Genomic DNA, 23,773 nt, shown 5'->3' with positions numbered 1-23,773 from the left:
CGATTGAGTCTTAACCCTGTCATCGTGAGCCAGATTATGCTGCCTTTGCTTGTTGAGTTGCCGCCGCTGCCAACCCTGCGCGACACCGCGCTCATCATGCCGGAAATCATCCTGACCTTGTTTGCCTGCGCGGCGCTTGTCCTTGACGTGTCGCTGCCCCGCGGCAAAAAGCACATCACGGCCTACTTCAGCCTGGCCGGTCTGGGATTTGTGGCGCTGGCATTGGCGCAGCAGCTCCTGACGGTAGCCGACCGACTGCCCCTGAGCGCGTTCTATGGGATGCTCTTCATTGATGGGCTGTCGGTCGTGTTTCGCTTCGTCTTCATCGTAGCGGCGGCCTTTTCGATTCTGTATTCCATCAAGTACCTGGAGTTCGAGCGTGAGCAGCGGGGCGAGTACTACGCGCTTGTGCTGTTCTCGACCCTGGGGATGATGTTTGTGGCGGTCAGCGGCGACCTGATTTCGCTGTTCGTGTCATTTGAGCTGATGTCATTGAGCGTGTACGTGCTGGTCGGCTACTTCAAGCGTGACGGTCGCTCAAACGAAGCGGCCATGAAGTATTTTCTGACCGGGATTTTCTCGTCGGCGCTCATTCTCTACGGGTTGTCATTGGTATATGGCGTGACGGGGCACACCAACTTGGGGCTGATTTCCGAAACCATTGCCGACTACGTGCAAGGTGGTGCGCCGGAAAGTGGCGACCCGCGATTGCTCCTACTGGTGGCGTTGGTGCTGGTGGCCGCCGGGCTGCTGTTCAAAATCGCGGCCGTCCCCTTCCACATGTGGGCCCCGGATGCTTACGAAGGCGCGCCGACGACCGTCACGGCGTTTATGTCGGTTGGACCGAAGGCCGGCGCATATGTGTTGTTGGCGCGGATGCTGCTCTTTGCGTTGGCCCCACTGCGCGAAATGGAGGGACTCCCGGGTTGGGCGGATATGCTGGCCATCGTCGCCGTGCTGACCATGACCGTCGGCAACCTGGCCGCTGTCACGCAAGACAGTGTCAAGCGTCTGCTGGCTTATTCAAGCATTGCCCATGCCGGCTATATTCTCCTGGGACTGGTGTCAGGTACGACGATGGGCTACCAAGGGGTCGCTTTCCACATCATGACCTATACGTTGATGAACACGGGCGTTTTTGCCGTCATCATTGCCCTGCACCGGCAGGGGGTCATTGGGGAAAAGCTCGATGATCTGAATGGGCTGTTTGTCAAAGCGCCGAGTGTGGCGGTTTTGATGCTGATCTTCATTCTGGGCTTGGCCGGCATCCCGACGACGGCCGGCTTTGTCGGCAAATACCTGTTGTTTGGGTCGTTGATTGACAGCGGGAAACCCTGGTTGGTGTATGTGGCCGTGATCGCAGTTCTCAACGCCGTAGTTGCGTTTTACTACTACGCGCGGTTCTTGCGGGCGATGTTCCTGAACCCGCCCAGCGATAATGCAGCCGATGCCACGCCCCTGTTGCTATCACTTGGCGTGCGAGTCGCCATGACCCTTTCCGCAGTAGCGGTTCTGTTTTTTGGTGTGTATCCGCAGCCGCTGATCAACGTGGCGAACATCGTCGCCCAAAGCATCACGACCATTTACGCTCAGAGTTCCGGTATTGCCTTCCGCTGACGTAGCCACCGCTTGGCGTCTGTATGATACCCGGAAACGATTTCGGGAATGCCACGGCATTCCAACGGAGTACGCCCGATGCCCATCATCGAGATTCGGCTGTCGCCGACCTTCAAGCGGTTTCTCTCATCCGGTCAAGCCAGTGGCATCCTGCTGCTGGCTTGTACCGCGCTTTCGCTCCTCATTACCAACTCGCCGTTTGGCAAAGCCTATCTGCATGCTTGGCATGCCAACGTGGCTGGCCTCCCGGTGGAAGTCTGGGTCAACGATGGGTTGATGGCGATTTTTTTTCTGCTCATCGGACTGGAACTCAAGCGTGAGCTATACGTTGGGGAACTATCGAACATTCGGCATGCTCTGCTGCCGATCATTGCCGCTCTGGGGGGCATCGTGGTGCCGGCCGGGATTCATTTCCTGCTCAACAACGGCACGCCGACCCAGCCCGGCATCGGTATTCCCATGGCGACGGACATTGCCTTTGCGCTGGGGGTCTTGGCGCTCTTGGGCGACCGGGTGCCGGCTTCGCTGAAGGTCTTTCTAGCTGCGCTGGCGGTCATTGATGACTTGGGTGCGATCATCCTCATCGCATTGTTTTACTCTGGAGCGCTGGCGTGGAGTTATCTTGGGGCGGCCCTGGTCGTGATGGCCATCTTACTGATGCTCAATCGCTGGCGGGTCATGGTACTCTGGCCCTATCTGCTGGGTGGTCTTGTGATGTGGTCCTGCATGCTCAAGTCGGGCGTCCATGCCACGATTGCCGGCGTCTTGCTGGCGTTCACCATTCCTTTCACCGGTAAAAGCGAAGATGAGCACTCGCCTTCGCACCGTCTCGAAGGCTGGCTTCAGTATCCCGTATCGTTTGGCATCATGCCGATTTTCGCTCTGGCCAATACCGGTGTCATCATTCAACCGGATGTCCTTTCGCTAATTTCCAGCGCCAATGGCATTGGGATTTTCACCGGGTTGCTCATTGGCAAGCCGGTTGGGATTTTCCTGGCCAGCGCCGCAGCCTTGCTGTTGCGGGTCTGTCAGATGCCGCTCGATCTGAACTGGAAGCATCTGCTGGGTGCCGGGATGCTGGGTGGCATAGGTTTTACAATGTCAATCTTCATCACGAATCTTGCCTTTCCAGAAGATGTTTTGATTGTGAGCGCATCCAAGATGACGATTCTGCTGGCATCGCTCACGGCAGGCGTGATTGGCTTTCTATGGCTGAAGTTCTTTGGTCAGCCAGACGTGGCCGACCGTGACCTTGAAACGATGGATTACGCAACCACATCCCCGTAGGCTGTGATGTCAGCGCCGCGCTGGTTGGAAGTCTGGTCGCTGGGCGTGGTGGACTACGCCGCTGGGCTGACGATGCAGGAGCAACTCGTCGCGCAGCGTCGCCAGGGTGTGATTCCCGACACGCTACTACTGCTTGAGCACCCACCGGTGATTACCCTGGGGCGGGCCGCCAAAGCGCAGCACGTCGTTGCGCCCGCGGCCGTGCTCGAAAGCCAGGGCATGGCCGTTTATGAAACCGGACGCGGCGGCGATGTGACCTATCATGGCTGGGGTCAACTGGTCGGCTATCCGATTCTCGACCTCAATCCAGACCGGCGTGACATCCGGCGCTACATGCGTGACCTAGAGGAAGCACTGATTCGCGCCCTGGCCGAGTATGGGATTAGTGCCGGGCGCGTGTCGGGTCTGACCGGCGTTTGGGTGGCCGGTGAGCGCAAGATTGCCGCGCTCGGCGTCCGTGTGTCGCGCTGGATTACTTCGCATGGGTTTGCGCTCAACGTGACAACGCGCCTCGATGACTTCAACTTCATCGTTCCGTGTGGTATTGCCGACAAGGCCGTGACATCCCTTGCCCACGAAACCGGGGCGTCGCCCTCGCTTGACGAGGTTGGCGCGCGCGTCAGTCACCACCTGGGACAGGTCTTTGAGCGGGACGTGGTTGAACGTCAAGTTACCCAGGCTTCCGTGCAGGTCTGGCTGGTACGTGAGCGGGCGGGGCAGGTGGAATACCTTGTGCTGCGCCGGACGGCGGCGCGGGGCGGTTTCTGGCAGCCCATAACCGGTCGGGTTGAGCCGGGTGAATCCCCGGCGCAGGCGGCCCGCCGTGAGGCCTACGAAGAAACAGGTTATGACATCCTGCCGCGCGAGCTTGGGCTTGTGCGAACCTCGCTGATGACAACCGAATGGTATCCCCCGGCGGCACAGGGACCAGTCTTCAATCGAGAGCATGCATTTGTGGCGCGGATTGCGGACGATGTTGCGGTTCGGTTACAAGCGACCGAACACGACGCATGCGCGTGGCTGCCCTGTGAGGCCGCCTTAGCGCGATTGGGTTGGGACGGACACCGAGCGGCGCTCCGCCAAGTTCACCAAACCGACCTGTGAGTACATCAGATGGTTCGTGGCTTGCAACTCGCTTCTAAGCTGTGTATTTCTCACTTGCCTGGAAAGTCCATCACCGACAAGGTCTGTCCCAATCCCGATGGCGTGCTGCCGTCGCCGGTCAAGCAACGCTCATGAACCAAGGCTGGAAACGTCACCCTGTGCCACAACCTAGCCGCTCCCGCTGGTGGATCCTTGGCGTGGTCTGTCTCCTGTCCGCCCTGGGTGGCTGCACGACGCCGCCCCCGCGGTGGGGCGAACTCGTCGAGAAAAAAGAACTCGCTGACTTTGATCAGCCACGTTGCCAGCCTGCCGCTGTTGCTCCGGCGACTGATGACCTGATTGTGTATCTGGACGGCAGCGCCAGCATGCGTGGCTATTTGAATCGGCGTGGAGCCAGCGCTTACCGGGAAACCCTCCGGTTGCTGACGGAAGTCGGGCCACTGTGCGAGCCGGCTATGAAAATTCAGTTCCGCAAAGTCGGCGGGAGCGTGGATGCCCCCAAACCCTGGGAGGCGCTCAATCCGCTGCCGGACAAAGAGGAGTTTTACAGCCTGCCGGAGACCGATCTGGCCGCCGCCGTGCGAAGCTTCGCCGCTAACCTCGAAGGTAAGCGCACCGGCCCGCCGCCGCGCATGCATGTGCTCGTCACCGATGGCGTGCAATCCACCGGGACAACGCTTGCGGCCGCCTTTCGGGATGAAAGTCTCAAACTGCTTGACGGCGCAGACGGCAAGCCACCTTGGCAAGCGACCCTGTTTGGTATCCGCAGCCAGTTTGACGGTAAGGTGTACTCTGAAGTCGAACGCACGCACGCCACGCTCTACAAAACCGAAGACGATCAGCAAACGTGGCGGCCGTTTTACCTAGTGGTCTTCTCTAGTGATGCCAGTCAGCACGATAACAATGTCGCCCGTTTGCGCCGTGAACTGCGCAAACTGGAGAGTCGCCCCGAAATTCACGAACTGCCGCTTTCATCCTGTTTTGTTGCTGGTCCACCACAGGTTGAGGTCAAAGGCGATCCATCCGCCAGCGGACTTGGCCCGCGCATTGCCCAGGTCAAGCACAAGCAGCCGGACGCGCCGCCCGCGTTCAACATTCAGATTGGCATGGAAAACAACCGACGGCTGGCGGTGATGGTTCGTCCGGCGTGGTCAGAAGCTGCGTTGAGCGCGGCTCCTGCCGATCAACTGGCCGAGATGACGGAATGGCAGGTAACGCCGGTGTATCCAACAACCGAGAACCCCGAAGACGGCTACCCGCGTTTGGACGATATACAGGTCACGGCTGCGGATGGCAGTATCCTGATCACCGGACAGCCAGGTTGGGAAAGCCAGGCCAAGTCTCCAGCCTGGCGTATTTTTCGGCTGACGGGGCGACTCGCCCCCAAAAAACGCTTGCCAGACTGGCTTGAACGGTGGAATACACGTGATGACCGCACGCTTGAACAGGCTAATCGCACCTACAACTTGCTGGCTACTTGGCAAGGGCCTTGGGAGCGTTCGCCGATCGGGCGGCAAACGGTAGCAACCCTGTACTTGGCAATCGGCCCAAAATAGGGGCCGCGCCGGTTTGGCGTGAGCAGTGTATGGTTTTACCAGCGATGTTGGCAGTTCGTTCAGTTGGATTGGGTGGGCAGCGCTTCGCTTTCGCGCTGCCGGAAGAACTCATCCAGTATTTCGTCACCGACACCAGCGATAGCGAGTGGCAGACGGTCGGCGACAAGTGGTTTCTCTACCTCGTCGCCGTGGGAGTCTTGTGCGCACTCGGCATGTTGGGGGTGAAGTTTCTCCGCAAGCAAAGCGCGCCCAATCCGCAGGCCCGCAACTGGTCGCTTGGGGAAACGGTGGGCTTCATTTGTCTGGGCTTTATTCCGCTGGTGCTGCTGTGTTTCATTGGCTGGAAATTCATTCTGCGCAATGCGGCGGTCATCGGCGGCTACGGGCTGATGGTCGGCATGGTGTTTGGAATTTTGTGGTACGCGCTCTTCATGCTGCTCGTTCATGTCGTGAGTCCGTGGCGGCGCGACCTGTATCCAAAGCGATGGTGAAGCCGTCTCTGGCAACCGATTGAAAGGAGCGCACCGGGTTCAATGAAAAACATCATCATCGTGACCGGCGGCAATGGAACACGGGTGGCGGATGCCCTTGTCCGGTTGTTGGCCATGGGATTTCCGACCGGTATGCATCAGGGGCTGCTCTCCAGCGCCGGGGACGAACTCGAAATCTGGCGCATTGATCCCGACCGGAGTTCTGGCGCGCTCGATGTCCTGCACGAAACGCTCCGCCGCTATCGTCATCTTCAGCACTTGATGCAGGACGGAGACGGCGAACCGGGCATCACACCACTGGCGGCCAGTCCGTGGGCGATGGCCGTCAACACCCAAGTACGCGACTTTGACCCACTGGCCCTGCCCGGCTTTGACCGGCCCATCTCGACGCTACGCGAGCTGTTGGCCCAGTCGCCGGGCAAGCGGGACGGCACCCCCGTGCTACAGGCTTTCTACGAGGACAAAGACCTCGACGTCAAAATCAACCGGGGCTTTTACCAGAAACCATTTATTGGTTCGCCGGTCATGGCGGCGTTCGCGGCGTCGCTGACCGACCGCAACACGCCGGCCGGGAGCCAGATTGACTTCAACACGCTCAAGCAAAGCCAGGTTCGCTTTTTCATCTGCGGGAGCGTCTATGGCGGCACAGGGGCCTGCGCGCTCCCGGTCATCGGACAATTTCTTGCCCGCGAACGGCAGCGTGGCAACCTCAATTGGACCATCGGCGGTTGCCTACTGATGCCTTACTTCCTGCCGCCGCCGCCGCCCTTCGGCCCGTTGCCCGAAGACCGGCAGATGGACCCGCGCCACGTTGAGCAGGAAGCGCGCCGCATGGCGCAGCAGTTCGCCGGTCATGAGGCCTTTGCCGTCCTCAACGATGAGGAGCGAATTGCGCTGGCCCGACAAATCCTGACCGGTTTTTACGCCGACCCAACCGACTTGCCGCTGCGCGCCCGGCATAGTTTGGTCTATTACCGGGATATTCTCGCGCCGACCTTTGACGATCTCTACCTCATCGGGAAGCCCCAGCCCGATGCCTTGCAGCGGTGGAGCAATGGCGGGCAAACGCAGCGCAACCCACTCAATGCCACTGAAGTCGTGGCGGCCGTGACCGCGCTCAACTACTTCAGTGGCAACCGCGTGGGAGATGGCAGCGCCTATGGTCTCTCGGCCGGTGACGCGGCGCTGGCGCCAAACCTGCTGCGCCTTTCCGATGTGCCAATCTATTCGGTTGCTGGGCAGCCGGTGGATGCCGAGAAGGTCTTTCTGGCCACGGCGGTCATGATTCACCTGTTGAAATACCAAATTGACTGGCGTTCAGACGCACGCGGTTGGAGCGATGATCCGGGCGGGTTACGGCAGCTTTACCAGCTCGACCCAGGGCGTCAGAAGCGGGACCACCTGGCCTACGACACCATGCTCGCGCTCATCCGCGACATCATGGTGGATATGACTTCGCCAGACCGAACCCTTGGCTGGGACGCCGAAATTCGGGCCGGGCTTGACAAGTTGATCGCGCCCGGCGCGGAAACCGGGGTCATCGAGCGCATGAAGCGGCGCACTCGCTTCCTGGGGTTGTCTGCCGACAACAAGCCGCAGGAAGCGCTACGCTTCGGACAGGTTGCCGTTGAACTCACCTCGTTTGATTTCTATGGCTGGACTCCCCGGCCGGAGTTCAAGCGTGGTGACTACGCCCGGCTGGTCTGGCAAAACGTCTTTGACAAGGCAAGTACCGCGCTTTAGTCGCGTTTGAGCGTCAACTGCAAGGAGATCGCCCATGGCGCTGCTCATCAATCAGGGGATGCTGGGCGAAATCGGTGGGTTTCGACCCCGAACATTTTTCCCGGTGGACCCCCATCGGGTTACACCGCCAACGCCCGACCCACGCTTTTTTGAAACCCTGCCCACGGTTTGGGCGGCGGCCTATCGTTTTCGCCAAGCCATCGAGCAGGGTGAGGAAATCGCCCTCCAGGAGTGGCTGACCCTGTTCGTCCTGCATGCGATGGGAGCGGCTTACCTGACCGAGCCGCTTTCCCCGGCAACGCTGGCGCGGGAGTATCCGCCGGCGCTTCTTCCGGCGCTGGAAACGACGCACCCGCAGGCGGGACAGTTTCAAGACATCCAAATCCTCAGCGTTGGAACGACGACCCTGGGCGGCGTCTATCCAGATGTGGTCTTTTTCCCGGCGCGGGCGCGCTCGCGTTGGCCGCAGGACACATACCTGCGCCCCTACCTCGATGGCTCGCGCCTTTCCTGGTCGCAGACCCGCGACCAACTCCTGACAGACCGCTTCGAACAGGAAAAGTGCCACCGTCACCTGCGCTGCCTGGCGCGTGACGTCTTGCCCTTGAGTTTTGGGAAGCGGCTGGACGCGCTGTGCGACACTGCTTTTGGATCCGCCCCCTATGGACTCGACCAGTCCCCGCGCCTGTCCCCGGCACCGGCGAGCTGGCCACTGGTTCGCCCACTGCCCCAACCGGTGGAGCTTTTAGAAGCGTATCCACTCCGCAAACCAAACGCGCGCGGCGGACAGACCTACTTTCTGGTGGACAAGTTTCCCGCGCCGCCGCCCTGGATGACGGCCGCGCTCGGTCCAGGGCGACCGTCGCCAGTGGGCTTCCGCGCGCTCGGCCCGAATGCCATTGGCGTTGAAGTCCGCGGCCGGCTTGAAACCCTGGCGCTTGGCCCAAACGATGAAGTCGTTGATCTGGCGGCATTGTTCATAAGCGATTACGTCGGGCGGGTGGACTACCCACGCGACGATCAACGTCTGGCGCTCATCCATCCGGTCCACAGGGTGCAGGGGTTGACCGACGCCACGAAAGTGGCGATTTGCCTCGCGCCTGTCACCAGTCGGCTTCTGTCCTTTTTCCCTGAACTCCTGGCGGAAGACACCACCGGTTGGCAGGCCCAGGCCGGTTATGACGGGCACAGCGTGACGTGGACGCTCAAATTGTGTGGGCGCGATGTGCCGTGGACGGCAACCTATTTCGAGGCGCGCGACTTGGCGGTGGCTTCTTTGTCGCTGTGGCCACCCAAGGTTGACCCCCAGTGGCGCTTCTATGCGGCGCATGGCCTGGGCATCCGGGACCGCTCCGGGCGCTGGCGATTGGTGGATGAAACCGGACGGCTGGGCGACCTGTATGAACTCGGCACCGCGCAAGAGGAATATGTGTCCCTGCTGACGCCCCACGCATCGCTTGCGGGAGACGCGCCGGGCAATCGTCCACGGGCGCTGAGCTGGTGGTGGCCCACGCCGGAACGCGATGTGGAGCGCGGCGTCGTGTTGCTGGCCAGGCTTCCAGAGGCAAGCGCGCGGACTCCAGTGGATGCTCACCTCGCAGTAGATTTTGGCACGAGCAATACCTCGGTGGCCTTTGCGGCCGGCGGGGTGACGGATACGCTGCGTTTTTCACTTTCCCCATTGCGCCTGTGGAACGGCGATGGCGCCAATCGCCTTGGTTTCGCGCCGTTCAACTGGGGCGGGGCGAAAGGGTATTTTTCAACCACCCTGTTGACCCGCCGCGCCGCTGGTCTGAACCAGGTGACGCCGGAGACGCTGGCCGTCGAGCATCTGTTCGCGGCTGCCATTCCAAACCTTTATTCCGATGGCCTCAACCGCATGCTGGCGGCCGGGAGCGGCACCAATGCCTGGGACCTCCACGACAGCCTCAAATGGGATCAGTCGCGCACCTCGGCATATCGGGCATTGTTCTTGCGGCTGCTGCTGCTGTTTGCGCACGCCGAGCTGTTTTTCAACCGCCGGGCGCGAGTAACCGACTACACCTTCACGTTTCCACTGGCCATGAACAAAACTGACCGGGATTTGTTTCATGCCCAGAACCAACAAAACATTGGCGTGATTCAGCAGCTTTGCCATGGCAGGCGAGACGCTGAGCTGGCCGCGCACTATCGGGCTACGGTGGACGAAAGCGCCGCCGCTGCGGCCGGGGCAAACCTGCCGCCGAGTTCGGAGCGCCTTGACCTGTTTATTGACGTGGGCGGGGGCACGGCCGATATTGCCGTTCGGCGTGGGACGGAACTGCTCGTCCTCGACAGCCTGCGGCTGGCGGGGCGGCAGTTTTTCCGTACGGCCGAGCAAAACCTGTCGCCGCGCGTCAAGCTCCGCAAGGCGAGTGTGTTTCGCCGTCACCTGGGCTTGTTGCTGGCCCCGGATGATGCCGCGCCAACGGACCTGGACATCGCTGACATGCCGGGCATTCGGGAGCAAAACCTCAGCCTGCCAACGTTTTACCTGTTGCGCGTGAACGAACTCAAAGGCGATGTTTTCATACAACGTGAACATGCCATTCTGAAACGCTACCGCGACACCACGCTTCCGGAAAGCCAAAGCTACAAGGATGCCTACCAGCGTTTTTGCGCGCAGTTCTTCTTCCGCCACCTGCTGGCCTATGGCATTGTCCAGGCGGCTGCCGCGGCCATCGAGCGCCAGCTCAATCAGTCACAGTTACCCCATGGCATCCATTTGGTGTTGGGTGGCAACGCCTGGGGTTTGTTGCTGTTTGCTGATTTTGAGCGGTCGGGCAATGCGCTGCTGACGGAAGCCGAGGCGCTGCTGAACCGTCTCAAGGCGCGCGCCAGTGAAAACAACCTGGCACCGGAAGCCAAGGACTGCCTGGAGCACCTGCATATTCACGATGTCACGCTTCTCAACGAGGGTGACATCAGCCGCGCCAAGACCAACGTGCCGATTGGCGCCTTGGCTGTGGCGGCATCCCCGGCCGCTGGACGCCGCACTGCCCCCTTTGCCGGGGTCAATCTGCCCCAGGTCGTGGTGAGCGATGGGGCGATGGAGCATGGTCCGGAAGCCATACGGTGGTATGACCGCTGGAGTGAAAACGACCTCAAGCGCCGCTTTGCGATGGAGCCAGATACCGACATTCGGCAAGTCACCGTCCGGCTGCCAGGTACGGTGCAGCCGCTCGATACACTGCTCACGTTGTTTACGTCACGCGGCGCGACGGATCTCATCCCACAGAAGAAGTGGGCGACGATCAATGGGTACTTGACCGGTGGACGGCACTACCCGGCATTGACGCCATTGGCCGTTTTTCTGACAGGCGTTCTCTACGCCGACGCCGACCTCAAGCTGGTCACGAGTCTGCCTGACCAGCCTTATCCGCTGATTGAGGACATGGCGCGCAAGGCCGGCTTGTACGACGACCAGCCGCCGGTCGTGGATGCACCGGAGTCGCGCCGGTCAACGATGACATACGAATAATGAGATGGAGCGCGTAGAGGAAATGCCAATGGAGCTACTGGCACTAATCGCTGTGATGCTTGCCACCTTAAGCCTCATCGGCCTGGCAGTTCTGTATTTTGCCATCCTTCGTCCCCTGCAAGTGAAAGTTGAGGAACAGGAGACAAAAGCTTTCCAGTGGGACAGACAAATAACGGAGCTGACAACGCACCGCCAAGCGGACAACAGGCGTCCGGCTGACCAGGGCCGGGTGACATCAGAAGCCCAACTTTCCGCGCTGCAACAAGAAGTGGACTACCTCAAAAGCCAGCTTTCGGTACTGCTGACGCCGCCAGAGACACCACCTCAGGCGCTGCTGGCACTGTCGTCTGCCCCGTCTGCGCCACCAACGCCACAGACGCCCGTTCCGCCACCCCATCCATTTGAGAATCAGCGCGTTTCCGACATCATTAACCGTTACCAGGGCCGCCTGCGCCGCGGGCACATTGATGCGCTGACCAGGCATTTTTCCCTGAATCCAAGCGGCTTGTTTCTGGCGTTGGATGAACGCGGAGAACGCCTGGTCTTTCCAGGGCAGGAGGTCATCTATGCCGGGGACTTTCAGCAAAACTACAGTTTTGCCTACGACTGCGACCAGCCGGGGAGTGGCTATGTGGTTGTCATTTTCCCAGCGCGGCTTGACGCTCAGGGAAACCTCCTGTCCCGTGGACGCTTGCGCGTCGAGTAGGGGCTATGCCGAGCGTGGCTCATAGAGCAGGTAGTCCGCGCGCCGCCGGCAAAAATCGGTGAGCGCCGGTTCATCGGCCTGGGCAATGTCGGCCCAGTCGGCATCGGCTTCGATGGCCGCCCGCAGCCGCGGCTGTCCGGCAATGACATCGAAGGGCACTTTGTCAAAGACGTATTCGTATGGTGGTTGGCTCCACAGCGGTTCGCGTGGATAGAGCCGCCGAATAGCCTTGAGAATTTCAACGGCCGTGCGGTACGAGCGAAACGTCGCCCGATTCTGCACGTGCAGTTGCAATCCACCGCACAACTGACCGGTGAACTTGTTGAACGTCGGCTGAAACCACATCGGGCGAAGGTGGACACCCGGCAACTGAAGGGGTTCGAGGGCAGCCGCCAAGTCGTAGGGGTCAATGAACGGCGCGCCGAAAATTTCAAAGGGACGGGTTGTGCCGCGACCTTCAGACAGAACCGTGCCCTCCAGCAGCACCATGCCCGGATAGACAGTCGCCGTGTCGAGCGTGGGCATGTTGGGCGATGGCATCACCCACGGAAGCCACGTCGTGTCAAACCACTGGGGACGCGACCAGCCCGCGAGGGGCACGACGTGTAGCTCGCAGCCGATGGCTTCGGTTTCGTTGAACATGCGCGCCAGCTCACCGACCGTCATCGCATGGCGCATCGGGAGTGGGTACATCCCGACAAACGATGCCCAGTCGCGTTCGAGCACCGCCCCTTCGATGTCGAGGCCGCCAATGGGATTGGGCCGGTCGAGGACAATGAAGGGAATACCCTGCGCCTTGGCGGCCTGCATCGCCAGCGCCATCGTCCAGATGAAGGTGTAGACACGTGTGCCGACATCCGGCACGTCAAAGACCAGCACGTCCACGTCCGCAAGCATCGCCGGCGTCGGCTGGCGGGTTTTCCCATACAGACTGTAAACCGGAACACCGAGCCGCGCATCACGCGCCCAGCCTTCCCACTCGATCATGTTGTCCTGGGTTTCCCCGCGGATGCCGTGCTGCGGCCCAAACAACGCCGTCAGGCGAAAGGCTGGACAGGCCGCGAAAAGGTCGGCCGCATGGCGATAGACGACATCCACTGAAGCCGGGCTACAGATCAGACCAACGCGCCGGTTGCGCACGAGGTCAAGGTAGTCAGTGAAAAAACGGTCGAGTCCGGTTTGCATGTGGATCATCGGGGGTGGGTTGGCATGGAGACCGTCGCCGGGTAGCGGCGAAGTCACCGTGAGGTTAGCTGCCAGTCCACGCCATCGGTCAAGCAAAAAACGCGCGGATGGTAGCCATCCGCGCGGCGAAGGTTGCTTGCAAGCGTTCTTGTAAGCGGAGTTCTTGCAAGGCTGGATGAGTGAGGCCAGCGCGTATCAGCGCAGACCAAACTTGGAGCGCTGTGGCCGGGCCGCCCGAATGACTTCCACCCGGACGGTGCGCCGTCCGAAGCGAATGGCCTCACGGGTTGACGGCATGTAGATGTCAATGTGGCGTCCGCGAATCCGGCCGCCAGTGTCCTTGACGTGATACACGCCTGAATACTGGCCGGCGTGAACCTTGACGACTGAACCCAGCGGCAATACCCGTGGGTCGGCGGCCACGATACCAGGGCGAACGTATTCACCCGATGCCGTTCGTCCTTTGAGACTGTAAGCCGTTGCCACGAATGGAATGGCGGTGGGAGACGGCTCCGCGTTACGAAGTGAAAACAATCCCAGTGCCGGCGGCGTGGCCGGAAAGTCGAGCGTCAGCTCGACCGATGGGGCGGAGCTAGATGGGGAAGGGGTGGATGGGGTTGACGTTGTTGCTTCAGCCGGCTTTGGCGTCTGGGTCGTGTCGGTGGTCGGGCGTCCCTGCTGGGCGCGGGCGGCAAAGTTGCCAACCATCGTCAGCAAGACCAGAACAAAAGTAAATAAGGGCTTGAATGGAAATGCACGCTGTAGCCCCCGACTCACTGAAGTCCCAATGGCACATAAGCTCATGCCATGTCCTCCTCGATGGAAAATCGGTCGTGGCGCAACAGTTTTGGGGAAACCATTACCCCGCCGACCATGAATCAGCCTGAGACTCTATCATGAGTTGTCAAATTCCCTGGGCAGTGGCAAAGCTGGAAGGCAATGCCAATCAGGTCATACCCAATCATGCCCAATCATGGCATCGAAGCTTGCAGCTTGGAGCAGGGCGGACATAAGATGCCCGAGCAATGTAGCTGCGGCGCAATAACCGCAGGTCACCTTGGAGGCGTTCCCCAGTGGCAAACAACCATCGGCGAGTGATTATCATTGGTGCGGGTCCAGCAGGTTTCACCGCGGCGATTTACGCGGCGCGTGCGAATCTCAAACCATTGCTCTTTGAAGGCGAGGGACCAGAAAATATCCCCGGCGGGCAACTGATGATTACCACCGACGTGGACAACTACCCAGGTTTTGAGCATGGCATTCTCGGGCCGGAATTGATGGCTAACATGCGCGCCCAGGCCGCACGCTTTGAGACCGAGATCGTCACGCGCAACGTGACAGCCGTGGACTTCAAAACCCGTCCCTTTCGCGTTTGGTCACGGGAAGACGAATACACCGCCGATGCGGTCATCGTTTCATCGGGTGCGTCAGCCAAGTGGCTGGGGTTGCCTTCGGAAGAGCATCTCAAGGGGTATGGCGTCTCGGCCTGCGCGACCTGCGATGGCTTTTTCTTCAAGGATCGTGAAGTCACCGTTGTCGGTGGTGGCGATACGGCCATCGAAGAAGCGACGTTTTTGACCAAGTACGCCACGAAGGTAACGCTCATTCACCGGCGGCGGGAGCTGCGCGCCTCGAAAATCATGCAGGCGCGTGCGTTCGCCAACCCCAAGATCACCTTTCTGTGGGATACTGTGGTCGAAGAGGTGCTGGGGGCGCGGGAAACCGGCGTGACCGGCCTCCGCCTACGGAGCCTGACCACGGACGAAGTGATGGATTATAAGTGCGACGGACTTTTCGTCGCCATCGGACACCAGCCAAACACATCCTTGTTCGTCGGACAACTCGACCTCAATCCACAGGGTTACATCGTGACGAAGCCCGGCTCGACCTACACGAGCGTACCGGGTGTTTTTGCTGCCGGGGACGTTCAGGATTTCACCTATCGGCAGGCGGTGACGGCGGCCGGAACGGGCTGCATGGCCGCCATTGACGCCGAACGCTGGCTGGAAGAACAAGCGCACGCCACACACTGACCCGGCAGCCGAAACTGACTGGGCCGCAACCCAGAAACCTGCGGCCGGCTTGAATCGCTATGTACGAAAACTTACTCGTCGAACAACACAACCGCATCGCGGTTCTCACAATCAACCGACCAACCAAGCTCAACGCACTCAACATCGCCACCCGCAACGAAATTCTCGCGGCCCTCGACGCGTTACAGTCTGACCCGGATGTGCGCGTGCTGGTTGTCACCGGCGCCGGGGACAAAGCCTTCATCGCCGGTGCGGATATTAGCGAGTTCGCCGGCCAGACCGCTCTGACGCAGCGCGAGGTCATGACGCAGCGGCGTGCATTCGACGCCATGGAAGCCTTTCCCAAGCCAGTCATTGCCATGATCAATGGCTTCTGCCTGGGCGGGGGGCTGGAATTGGCATTGTCCTGCGACATCCGGGTGGCGAGTGACACCGCCAAGCTGGGCCAGCCTGAAATCAACCTAGGCGTCATCCCCGGCGGCGGCGGCACGCAGCGACTCACGCGGCTGGTTGGCGAGGGCAAGGCGATGGAACTCATCCTGACTGGTGAGATGGTCACCGCTTCGGAAGCCCAGGCGCTCGGATTGGTCAACCATGTGTTCCCGGCCGATGCATTGCGGGAGCAGACCATGGCGTTGGCGGCCAAGATTGCCGAAAAAAGCCCGGTCGCACTCCGCATGGCAAAGGAAGCCGTCAAGACGGCCGCTCGGGCCGGCCTTGACGAGGGGCTGCGCCGTGAAGTGGACTTATTTGCGCTCTGTTTCGCCAGTGAGGACAAGGAAGAAGGCGTCCGTGCCTTCCTGGAAAAACGCAAACCCAACTTTGTCGGACGCTGACGGTTGTGGTAACCGCACCGCGAACGGCTCTCTGAGGCTCTGTCATGCCCCATCTCGTGCTGCTTCGCCACGGGGAATCCCAGTGGAATCTCGAAAATCGGTTCACCGGCTGGGTGGATGTTCCACTCTCGCCCAAAGGCGAAGAAGAAGCCCGCGCCGCCGGCGCGAAGCTTGCCGGTTTGACGTTCGACCACCTCTTTACCTCGGTTTTGCAGCGGGCGATCAAAACTGCCGAGCTGGCTTGCGCCGCCGGGGGCTTCGCTGACCTGCCAACCAGCCGTGACCAGGCGCTGAATGAACGGCACTACGGAGACTTGCAGGGTCTCAACAAAGCCGAAACGGCTCAGCAGTATGGCGACGAGCAGGTGAAAATCTGGCGGCGCAGCTACGACGTGCGGCCGCCGAACGGTGAAAGCCTAGCTGATACGGCGGCGCGGGTCTTGCCCTACTACGAGGCGCACATTCTGCCGTTGCTCAAAGCCGGAAAAAACATCCTGATCGTTGCGCATGGCAACAGCCTGCGGGCGCTGGTCATGCATCTCGACCAACTGTCGCCCCAGGAAGTGCTGGAACTCAATATCCCAACTGGCGCGCCGCTCTATTATGAACTCGACGCCAATACCAATGTTGTCGCCCGGCGTTATCTGTAGCTAGGTTGCCGACGAGCAGGCGCGCAACGTGAGTCTTGGCTATGGGTGATGATCCCAAAACATTTCATTTCTGTGCCTTTCAGACCCCAGACCGTCTCCTTCTCAGACTAGGTCGCCACGTTCTAAGCCCCTTCCTGTTTCCCCCGGTGGCGCCGTTGCGAAGCGACGACGTGGCGTTGCCGCTTCCAGAGCCGGATCAAGTGACCCTGTTGCCGGCGCCAGACCAGGAGCTATCGCCTGATCCGACCGCGCCGCCGGAAAAGCAGTTCAACTACCATAGCTACTTCAGTGAAATCGAAGCCGCCTTTGCCGCGCGGCGCCGACGGGCCTACCATCTGTCCCCGGCGGATTGGGCGCTGGTTGAGTGTTGGCGGAAAGAAGGCATTCCGCTGCCGGTCGTCCTGCGCGGCATCGAGCAAACCTTCGCGGCACGCGCCGCCGCCCGTCAGCCCAAAGGTCGTCTGCGTCCCATCCGGTCGCTGAGTTACTGCCAACCGGCGGTTGAAGAAGCTTTCCAGGCCTATCGCGCCGCTCAGGCTGGCGCGCATCCGGCGACCCCGCCGACCCCCGAAGCCAACAGTCCCTCGCCGGCAACCGTTATCGCTTTTCTCGAGTCAGCCGTAGCCAGCCTGTTCACTGTTCGTCAAAACTTGGTAGAGCAGGCGCAGACTGACGCGCCACGCCACCAACTTTTGGATGCGCTTTCAGTGGCTTTGGCGCAGCTTCAGGCGATGATCGAGCAAGTGCGGTCGGAAGCGGTGCTTCGGCTGGATACACTTGAACTGGCATTATCCGATTTGGAAGATCGCTTGTTGGCGGCGCTCCACGCCGATGCTCCGCCAGCGGTGCTATCCGAAGCCATCCAAGCCGCTGCTACAGCACTGAAGCCACACCGCAAGGGGATGTCGGCGGCAGTCTATGCCCAAGCGCAAGCCAACTATGTGGCACGGCTGCTCCGTCAGTATCATGGCATTCCACGGCTGAGTCTGCTTTACCTCGAGCCAGAGTCCTGAACCGAACTGCCACACACAGGGTGCGTTTGGCGACCATCTCCGGTAGATTTAGCGGAACGCGCCACCGCGCGGATGATGGAGTGAACGGAACACGATGTTTGGAATCGGCACGCCAGAACTCATTTTTATTTTTCTCATCGGGTTCTTCATCTTTGGACCCCGCCAGCTTCCAGAAATCGGCCGTCGTCTGGGAGAAATCATGGCGCAGTTGCGGCGAGCCGCCGATGACTTCAAGCAAACTTGGGAAGCTGAAGTCGAAAGCGAGCGAACACGCCTGACCAAAGACCTTGCATCCGTTTCAGTTGAACTTGAGCCGGCCTCACCGAATGTGCTTGCGCCAGATGTCCAGCCGGCCGAGGGGGCCTTTGCCCGAACGCCAGGCCAGTTGTCAGGCGAGGCGTCTGAGCCGTCGCCGATGCCAGCTACGGAGGCTCTGGATGCCGACGCTCTGGATGCGGATGTGAGCCGCTTGGATGGCGCGAGCACCCCACCTGAGCCGAATGCGATTCTGCCGACCGGTCCAGTTGCCGAACTCGCCCGACCGGTGCGCCCGGTTGCTCCGGCGGTCGAATTCGTCGGATATGAGGGCTGATGAACTCAGGTTGTTGCCGCGGCCTGCGGGGGCACTGTCATGGCTGATGAACCGTTGACCAAACCAGACCAACCGCTTGCCGAGCCACCGGAAGATGGCGAGGAAGCCGGGACAATGGGTTTCCTCGACCACCTGGACGAGCTGCGGCGACGGGTGTTTTACGTGGTGGCTTTTGTCGCCGCCGCTTTCATCGTTTGCTGGGGCTTTGCGGACGCGATTTACAGTTTTCTGTCCAAGCCGGTCGCGGACGCCCTCCGGGCTTCGCGCCTCGCGCAAGTCAAAGTGCCGTCACCACTGCCGAGTCTGGCCGATTTGCCAGATGGGGCGCAGGTGACCTACGTGTTTGGCGCGGGCATTGCCATTGAGGGCGTCACGATTCCCGCTGGGACGACCGTCCCAGCGCGGATCGTCCGCGACGCGCAAGGTAGGCGCAAACTGGAAACGGCGCAAACGCTGGTTGTGAGCCAGCGCATCGTGCCAGAAGGTTTTACCCTGCCTTCAGCCGAACTCTTTGCCACGGCGCCTGACCCCCTGGGGCAGTTGGTCGTGCATACGGTGCAGGGGGCTTTCAATCTCTACATCAAGGTTGCCTTCTACGCAGCGATTTTCTTTTCGATACCATTTGCCCTTTACCAGCTTTACGCCTTTGTCGCGCCGGGCCTCTATCGGCATGAACGGGCTTACATTTACCCGGTGCTGATTCTAGGAACCGGGTTTTTCCTGCTTGGCGCGGCATTTGGCTACTACGTTGCCTTTCCGCAGGCCTGTTTGTTTCTGTTGGGCACGGCGAAGGACTTCCAGCCAATGATCGAGGTGAATGAGTATTTTGACCTCATCATCACTATCGTCCTGGGCCTTGGTTTGGTTTTTGAGCTGCCGACGGTGGTCTTCGTGCTGGCGCGGCTGGGATTGGTCACGGCCGGTTTTCTGCTGCGTATTTGGCGCTTGGCGGTGATGGGTATTCTGGTGCTGGCGGCGATTATCTCGCCCACGTCGGATATTCCCAATATGATGATTTTCGCTGTGCCGATGTTGGCGTTGTATTTTTTGAGTGTTGGTATCGCCTACGTTTTCGGTCGGCAACGTGAAGCCGATGAAGCAGTATCGGCCACGGACGCCAACCGGGAACTACGTTCTGTGAGTTGAGGAAATGTATGCAGATTGTTCGTCTTGATAGTGCCGAGGGCCAAGCGCGCCTCGCTGCCATACACCATCGGTACGCGGCGGTTGCCGATGCGGATGTCACGCGCACGGTAGCCGACATTCTCCGCCTCGTGCGTGAGACGGGCGACCAGGGGTTGTTTTCGTTGACGGAGAAGTTCGATGGCGTGTCACTATCGCCCCAAAATGTGCGCGTCGAACTGGCGCTACTGGAAAAGTTAGCCGAACAAGCCCCGGCGGACGCACGGACGGCCCTGCGCCTGGCCGCCGACAATATTCGTTCCTTTCACGAACTACAGCGGGAATACACGCGGGTTATGGAGCAGGCAGATGGCGTCCAGCTCATCCATCGCATACAGCCGCTCGATGCCGTAGGTATCTACGTGCCTGGCGGGCAGGCCGCCTATCCTTCGACTGTGTTGATGACGGCTATTCCGGCCCAGGTGGCCGGCGTGCCCAGGCTCGTGGCGGTGACACCGGCCAAGACGTTTTTGACCCAGCCCATACTGGCTGCGGCGCTGGTTGAGGCTGGCGTGACAGAGGTTTACACCATTGGCGGGGCACAAGCGATCGCTGCGCTAGCCTATGGCACGGAAAGCATCCCGCGTGTGGCGAAGATTGTTGGTCCAGGCAATCGCTATGTGGCCGAAGCCAAGCGGCAAGTCTATGGTGTGGTGGACGTGGACGCCATTGCCGGACCCAGCGAGGTCGTGGTGATTGCGGATGAAACGGCTGACCCGGTACTCGTCGCGGCTGATATGCTGGCGCAAGCCGAGCATGACGAACTGGCAGCAGCCGTTTGTGTCACGACCAGCGAGACACTGGCAACGGCCGTCGCCGAGCAGGTCAGCTATCAGTCGGCAACACTGTCGCGCCGGGAGGTCGTCGAAGCCGCCCTTGACCGCTTTGGCACGATTGTTCTCGTGGAATCGCTGGCGGAGGGCATTCGGCTTGTCAATCAGATCGCGCCGGAGCACGTCGAGGTCATGACCGCTGAACCGGAACGGGTTGCGGAAGCAATTGCCTATGCGGGCGCGATTTTCATTGGTCCAGCTTCGGCGGAGGCCGTTGGGGATTACTTCGCCGGTCCAAGTCATGTCTTGCCGACGGGCGGCACCGCTCGCTTTTTTTCACCGCTTGGCGTGTATGACTTCGTGCGCCGGACGAATGTCATTCGCTACACCATGGGGCGACTGGTCAAAACCGCTGATATGATTGCCGCTCTGGCGGACGCCGAGGGCCTGGATGGGCATGCCCGTTCGGTGCGCCTGCGGATTGAGCGGCACAGCGGGCCACTGACCGCAACTACCAATCCGCTCTCTGAAAGTAAGCAAAACCTCTTGGTTATTGAGCCGCCACCAGAAGCCGCCTCCGAACCGTCATGACGTGGTGGTTGGCGACACTGGCAACCTTTGTCCTGCGGACGCTGGGAGGAACAATCCGGCTCGATACCTCGAACTTGCGTGATTTGCCCGACCCGCTGCATGGCTCGCTACCGCCCACGACGCCCATCATTTACACCTTCTGGCATAACCAGATTTTGGCCGCGACACTGTTTTTCCGGCAGCGCGGCATCGTCGTCATGACCTCACTCAGCCGGGATGGGGATATGATTGCCGAAGTGATTCAGCGCTTTGGGTTCGGCGCGGCACGTGGGTCGGCCACGCGGGGCAGCGTGGCGGCGCTCAAAGCCATGGTCAAGGCCATTCGGCGCGGCGCGGATGCCGCCTTCACGATTGACGGCCCAAAAGGGCCACGCTATCGCGCCAAGGATGGAGCGGCTATGCTGGCCAGCCTGAGTGGCGCGCCGATTCAGCCGGTCTGCATTGTGACCAAGCACTACTGGACGCTCAAAACCTGGGACGGTTTCCGCATCCCGAAGCCCTTCACGGTCGGTCGGGTGTTCTACGGTGAACCGATCTGGGTTCGGCGCGGCGCAACTGATGAGGAAATTGCGGCGGCAACCGCTCGGTTGCAAACGGCGCTCGATACCCTGCTGAGGCAGTGGGAAGCGTCGTAACCCAGCCTGCCGGCCGCGATGTGGGGCGGTGAACCAAGGCGTGCTAGACTCCCTGCAAGGCTACGCCGAGCAAGGCCAAGTGGAGATCAATAACGTGGAAGCCATTCTTGCGCTTGAAGACGGGCGCTTGTTTTACGGGAAAAGCATTGGGGCGTCAGGTGAGACGACCGGCGAGGTTGTGTTCAACACGGCCATGACCGGCTACCAGGAAGTGTTGACCGACCCATCCTACGCCGGGCAGCTCGTGACGATGACCTGCCCGCACATTGGCAACTATGGCGTCAACGCGGATGACACTGAGTCGCGGCAACCATTCGTGGCCGGTTTTATCGTGCACGAGCTGTCGGTTGTGACGAGTAACTGGCGGGCTACGGAATCGCTCGATGCCTATTTGAAGCGCCATCGCATCGTGGGGATTGAAGGGATTGATACGCGGGCTTTGGTTCGGCACATCCGTGAACGCGGCGCGCTGCGTGGTGTCATTTCCACGTCGCAGCGCGAACCCCAGCAGCTCGTGGCGCAGGCGGCGGCCGCGCCGAGCATGGTCGGCGCGGCCTTGGCGAAAACCGTGACCTGTGCGACGCCGTACACTTGGTCGGCCACGCCCGTCAGCGATGCCGGGCCAGTCGGCACGCCCTGGCATATCGTGGCTTTCGACTTTGGCATCAAGTTCAACATTCTCCGCCGACTATCGAGTGTTGGCTGCCGCGTGACGGTCGTCCCGGCAACAACGACCGCCGAGGACGTTCTCCGGCTGCGCCCGGATGGTCTGTTTCTGTCCAACGGCCCTGGCGATCCAGAACCCTTGGCGGATATCGCGCGCGAAGTTCGCGTCCTGGCCGAACAGCTACCGACGTTTGGCATCTGTCTTGGGCATCAGGTTTTGGCGTTGGCCTTTGGCGGTAAGACGTTCAAGCTCAAGTATGGCCACCGTGGTGCCAACCATCCAGTCAAACACCTGGCCACTGGAAAAGTCGAGATTACGTCACAAAACCATGGTTTTGCGGTTGACCCGGACGGTCTGCCCGATGAACTCGAGGTCACGCACATCAACCTCAACGACGGCACGCTCGAAGGTTTTCGCCACCGCCACCTGCCGATCTTCTGCGTGCAGTATCACCCGGAAGCCGCGCCTGGACCGCATGATGCGTCATACTTGTTTGAAACGTTTGCCGCGCTCTTGCCACCCCGTTCAGTCGAGGCTGCTGCCTGATGCGTTTCCTGAAGCGTTCCTGGCTTTGGCGTGGCCGGAGGTTGGTATTCGGCGGCAGGTTGCATCCGTTGGCTGCTGTTATCCTGGGCGGCATCGTGACGAGTGGCATCGGGTTGGGGCAACAGCCGCCGCCGTCCGCGCCGACCATTCCACCGGCGGCGGCAACGCTCAAAGCCGAGGGGAAAACCGAGAGCGGCAGCTTGTTTCGGGAGTACGTCCGCGAGCAGAAGATGCGGTTTGATTATGGCCGTGCGCTCAAAATCACGCTGCCGCCAACCGGTAGCCTGACCATTGCTGGCAGCAAGCGTTCGGAACTCACGATCAAGGCCACCATTCGCGTGGAAGGGGCATCGGCGGACGACCTTTCGGCGCTGGCCGAGCGGATTGGTTTTCAGCTCGATACCCGTGATGTCCGGCTGCACTTGATGTCGGTCGGGCCGTCGGTCAAGAACTTGTCGCGGAAGGAGCGGCGAGCGGTGACGGACGGCCTGGCGAGTCCGCTGCTCCGCCTGCCGTATCGGATTGATTACACGCTGACCGTGCCGGAATACACCGATCTCGACGTGTCTGTGTTTGATGGCGACCTCGTGTTGGCCGGAATGTATGGTGGGATTGTTTTTGGGGTGCAGCGTGGACAAGTCACCCTCAGCGGCGTTGCCGGAACGGTCGTTGGGCGGCTGGCGACCGGGAATGCGCGGGTTGAACTCAGCGGTCGAAGCTGGCGTGGTTCTGGTTTGGACTTGCGGGTTGGCGTAGGCGATATTCTGTTGAGCGTCCCACGTGGTTTTGCGGCGGATGTCATCCTGACGGCCAGCGCGCCGCTCGATATTCGCTATCCGCTCAACCGCGAACCGGACCTGCCGCCGGATACGCCGTTTGGCATGCAAACCCGGGGCCGCTTCGGGGTGGGCGGCGCAGAGTTGCAACTGATAACAGCACGTGGCGTGATTCGGGTTGAACCCTATCCGCCGGACGAGCCGTGACAAATCTGGGCGCGCTCGACAACGAGCAATTGCTTATGTTCCAGGCGGCGGGTTATGTTCCTGCACGCATTGTCAATCCAGCTT

Annotated in this window: 20 protein-coding genes; 18 read left to right on the top strand and 2 right to left on the bottom strand. The window is 60.7% G+C overall.

Features of this window, described 5'->3' with window-relative positions:
• Positions 1–36 precede the first annotated feature (36 nt).
• The 8 genes from J8C06_RS10070 to J8C06_RS10035 all read left to right on the top strand — a co-directional run bounded on the left by J8C06_RS10070 (position 37) and on the right by J8C06_RS10035 (position 12,003).
• Positions 37–1,617 carry an NADH-quinone oxidoreductase subunit N gene (locus J8C06_RS10070; RefSeq protein WP_211428568.1) on the top strand — a complete coding sequence of 527 codons (1,581 nt, stop codon included), beginning with the start codon at positions 37–39 and terminating at the stop codon, positions 1,615–1,617.
• 78 nt (positions 1,618–1,695) lie between these two features.
• On the top strand, positions 1,696–2,904 hold the full coding sequence (nhaA, locus tag J8C06_RS10065) for a Na+/H+ antiporter NhaA (RefSeq protein WP_211428567.1): 1,209 nt from the start codon (positions 1,696–1,698) through the stop codon (positions 2,902–2,904).
• 6 nt (positions 2,905–2,910) lie between these two features.
• Positions 2,911–4,008: a lipoyl(octanoyl) transferase LipB gene (gene lipB / locus J8C06_RS10060; protein WP_211428566.1), complete on the top strand. Its 1,098-nt coding sequence runs from the start codon at positions 2,911–2,913 to the stop codon at positions 4,006–4,008.
• 158 nt (positions 4,009–4,166) lie between these two features.
• Complete coding sequence (locus J8C06_RS10055) at positions 4,167–5,564, top strand: hypothetical protein (RefSeq protein ID WP_211428565.1); 1,398 nt, start codon at positions 4,167–4,169, stop codon at positions 5,562–5,564.
• Between the two features lie 29 nt (positions 5,565–5,593).
• Positions 5,594–6,055 carry a hypothetical protein gene (locus tag J8C06_RS10050; protein ID WP_211428564.1) on the top strand — a complete coding sequence of 154 codons (462 nt, stop codon included), beginning with the start codon at positions 5,594–5,596 and terminating at the stop codon, positions 6,053–6,055.
• 42 nt (positions 6,056–6,097) lie between these two features.
• Entirely contained in the window at positions 6,098–7,798 is a 1,701-nt protein-coding gene (locus J8C06_RS10045; protein ID WP_211428563.1) for a hypothetical protein, read from the top strand.
• A 34-nt stretch (positions 7,799–7,832) separates the two neighbouring features.
• Positions 7,833–11,297: a rod shape-determining protein gene (locus J8C06_RS10040; protein ID WP_211428562.1), complete on the top strand. Its 3,465-nt coding sequence runs from the start codon at positions 7,833–7,835 to the stop codon at positions 11,295–11,297.
• A gap of 4 nt (positions 11,298–11,301) precedes the next feature.
• The gene (locus tag J8C06_RS10035; RefSeq protein WP_211428561.1) at positions 11,302–12,003 is read left to right on the top strand and encodes a hypothetical protein; all 702 of its coding nucleotides are present in this window, start codon (positions 11,302–11,304) and stop codon (positions 12,001–12,003) included.
• 3 nt (positions 12,004–12,006) lie between these two features.
• On the opposite strand, the gene J8C06_RS10030 is transcribed toward J8C06_RS10035, so the two are convergent.
• The gene (locus tag J8C06_RS10030) at positions 12,007–13,284 is read right to left on the bottom strand and encodes an exo-beta-N-acetylmuramidase NamZ family protein (protein WP_246602029.1); all 1,278 of its coding nucleotides are present in this window, start codon (positions 13,282–13,284) and stop codon (positions 12,007–12,009) included.
• Between the two features lie 99 nt (positions 13,285–13,383).
• Entirely contained in the window at positions 13,384–13,992 is a 609-nt protein-coding gene (locus J8C06_RS10025; RefSeq protein WP_211428560.1) for a 3D domain-containing protein, read from the bottom strand.
• Positions 13,993–14,261: 269 nt separating this feature from the next.
• On the opposite strand from J8C06_RS10025, the gene trxB reads away from it, so the two are divergent.
• The 10 genes from trxB to J8C06_RS09975 all read left to right on the top strand — a co-directional run bounded on the left by trxB (position 14,262) and on the right by J8C06_RS09975 (position 23,689).
• Positions 14,262–15,221 (top strand): thioredoxin-disulfide reductase, encoded by a 960-nt coding sequence (gene trxB, locus J8C06_RS10020; RefSeq protein WP_211428559.1) that lies wholly within the window; start codon positions 14,262–14,264, stop codon positions 15,219–15,221.
• A 59-nt stretch (positions 15,222–15,280) separates the two neighbouring features.
• Positions 15,281–16,057 carry an enoyl-CoA hydratase/isomerase family protein gene (locus J8C06_RS10015; RefSeq protein ID WP_211428558.1) on the top strand — a complete coding sequence of 259 codons (777 nt, stop codon included), beginning with the start codon at positions 15,281–15,283 and terminating at the stop codon, positions 16,055–16,057.
• Positions 16,058–16,101: 44 nt separating this feature from the next.
• The gene (locus J8C06_RS10010) at positions 16,102–16,707 is read left to right on the top strand and encodes a 2,3-bisphosphoglycerate-dependent phosphoglycerate mutase (RefSeq protein WP_211428557.1); all 606 of its coding nucleotides are present in this window, start codon (positions 16,102–16,104) and stop codon (positions 16,705–16,707) included.
• A gap of 41 nt (positions 16,708–16,748) precedes the next feature.
• A complete protein-coding gene (locus tag J8C06_RS10005) occupies positions 16,749–17,720 on the top strand; it encodes a hypothetical protein (RefSeq protein WP_211428556.1) in 972 nt (323 codons plus the stop codon).
• Between the two features lie 94 nt (positions 17,721–17,814).
• Entirely contained in the window at positions 17,815–18,312 is a 498-nt protein-coding gene (locus J8C06_RS15315; RefSeq protein ID WP_211428555.1) for a twin-arginine translocase TatA/TatE family subunit, read from the top strand.
• Between the two features lie 39 nt (positions 18,313–18,351).
• On the top strand, positions 18,352–19,458 hold the full coding sequence (tatC, locus tag J8C06_RS09995) for a twin-arginine translocase subunit TatC (protein ID WP_211428554.1): 1,107 nt from the start codon (positions 18,352–18,354) through the stop codon (positions 19,456–19,458).
• A gap of 8 nt (positions 19,459–19,466) precedes the next feature.
• Complete coding sequence (gene hisD, locus J8C06_RS09990; RefSeq protein WP_211428553.1) at positions 19,467–20,858, top strand: histidinol dehydrogenase; 1,392 nt, start codon at positions 19,467–19,469, stop codon at positions 20,856–20,858.
• Complete coding sequence (locus J8C06_RS09985; RefSeq protein WP_211428552.1) at positions 20,855–21,493, top strand: lysophospholipid acyltransferase family protein; 639 nt, start codon at positions 20,855–20,857, stop codon at positions 21,491–21,493. Before hisD ends, J8C06_RS09985 begins: the two co-directional genes overlap by 4 nt.
• Positions 21,494–21,533: 40 nt before the next feature.
• Positions 21,534–22,706 carry a glutamine-hydrolyzing carbamoyl-phosphate synthase small subunit gene (gene carA, locus J8C06_RS09980; RefSeq protein WP_455423700.1) on the top strand — a complete coding sequence of 391 codons (1,173 nt, stop codon included), beginning with the start codon at positions 21,534–21,536 and terminating at the stop codon, positions 22,704–22,706.
• A 68-nt stretch (positions 22,707–22,774) separates the two neighbouring features.
• Positions 22,775–23,689: a hypothetical protein gene (locus tag J8C06_RS09975; protein ID WP_211428551.1), complete on the top strand. Its 915-nt coding sequence runs from the start codon at positions 22,775–22,777 to the stop codon at positions 23,687–23,689.
• Positions 23,690–23,773 lie beyond the last annotated feature (84 nt).

Source organism: Chloracidobacterium validum (genome assembly GCF_018304825.1).
In the GTDB taxonomy this organism is placed as follows: Bacteria; Acidobacteriota; Blastocatellia; order Chloracidobacteriales; family Chloracidobacteriaceae; genus Chloracidobacterium; species Chloracidobacterium validum.
The sequence above is the reverse complement of the archived record's forward strand: the minus strand, read 5'-3'. Positions and strand labels throughout refer to the sequence as shown.

Excerpts from the sequence above, each read along its gene's own strand:
- J8C06_RS10050 (WP_211428564.1), top strand. The coding sequence starts at position 5,594 with ATGGTTTTACCAGCGATGTTGGCAGTTCGTTCAGTTGGATTGGGTGGG.
- J8C06_RS09985 (WP_211428552.1), top strand. The coding sequence starts at position 20,855 with ATGACGTGGTGGTTGGCGACACTGGCAACCTTTGTCCTGCGGACGCTG.
- J8C06_RS10010 (WP_211428557.1), top strand. The coding sequence starts at position 16,102 with ATGCCCCATCTCGTGCTGCTTCGCCACGGGGAATCCCAGTGGAATCTC.
- J8C06_RS10070 (WP_211428568.1), top strand. The coding sequence starts at position 37 with ATGCTGCCTTTGCTTGTTGAGTTGCCGCCGCTGCCAACCCTGCGCGAC.
- J8C06_RS10040 (WP_211428562.1), top strand. The coding sequence starts at position 7,833 with ATGGCGCTGCTCATCAATCAGGGGATGCTGGGCGAAATCGGTGGGTTT.
- hisD (WP_211428553.1), top strand. The coding sequence starts at position 19,467 with ATGCAGATTGTTCGTCTTGATAGTGCCGAGGGCCAAGCGCGCCTCGCT.
- J8C06_RS10045 (WP_211428563.1), top strand. The coding sequence starts at position 6,098 with ATGAAAAACATCATCATCGTGACCGGCGGCAATGGAACACGGGTGGCG.
- J8C06_RS10035 (WP_211428561.1), top strand. The coding sequence starts at position 11,302 with ATGGAGCGCGTAGAGGAAATGCCAATGGAGCTACTGGCACTAATCGCT.
- tatC (WP_211428554.1), top strand. The coding sequence starts at position 18,352 with ATGGCTGATGAACCGTTGACCAAACCAGACCAACCGCTTGCCGAGCCA.
- J8C06_RS10015 (WP_211428558.1), top strand. The coding sequence starts at position 15,281 with ATGTACGAAAACTTACTCGTCGAACAACACAACCGCATCGCGGTTCTC.
- nhaA (WP_211428567.1), top strand. The coding sequence starts at position 1,696 with ATGCCCATCATCGAGATTCGGCTGTCGCCGACCTTCAAGCGGTTTCTC.
- J8C06_RS15315 (WP_211428555.1), top strand. The coding sequence starts at position 17,815 with ATGTTTGGAATCGGCACGCCAGAACTCATTTTTATTTTTCTCATCGGG.
- J8C06_RS10005 (WP_211428556.1), top strand. The coding sequence starts at position 16,749 with ATGGGTGATGATCCCAAAACATTTCATTTCTGTGCCTTTCAGACCCCA.
- lipB (WP_211428566.1), top strand. The coding sequence starts at position 2,911 with ATGTCAGCGCCGCGCTGGTTGGAAGTCTGGTCGCTGGGCGTGGTGGAC.
- J8C06_RS10025 (WP_211428560.1), bottom strand. The coding sequence starts at position 13,992 with ATGAGCTTATGTGCCATTGGGACTTCAGTGAGTCGGGGGCTACAGCGT.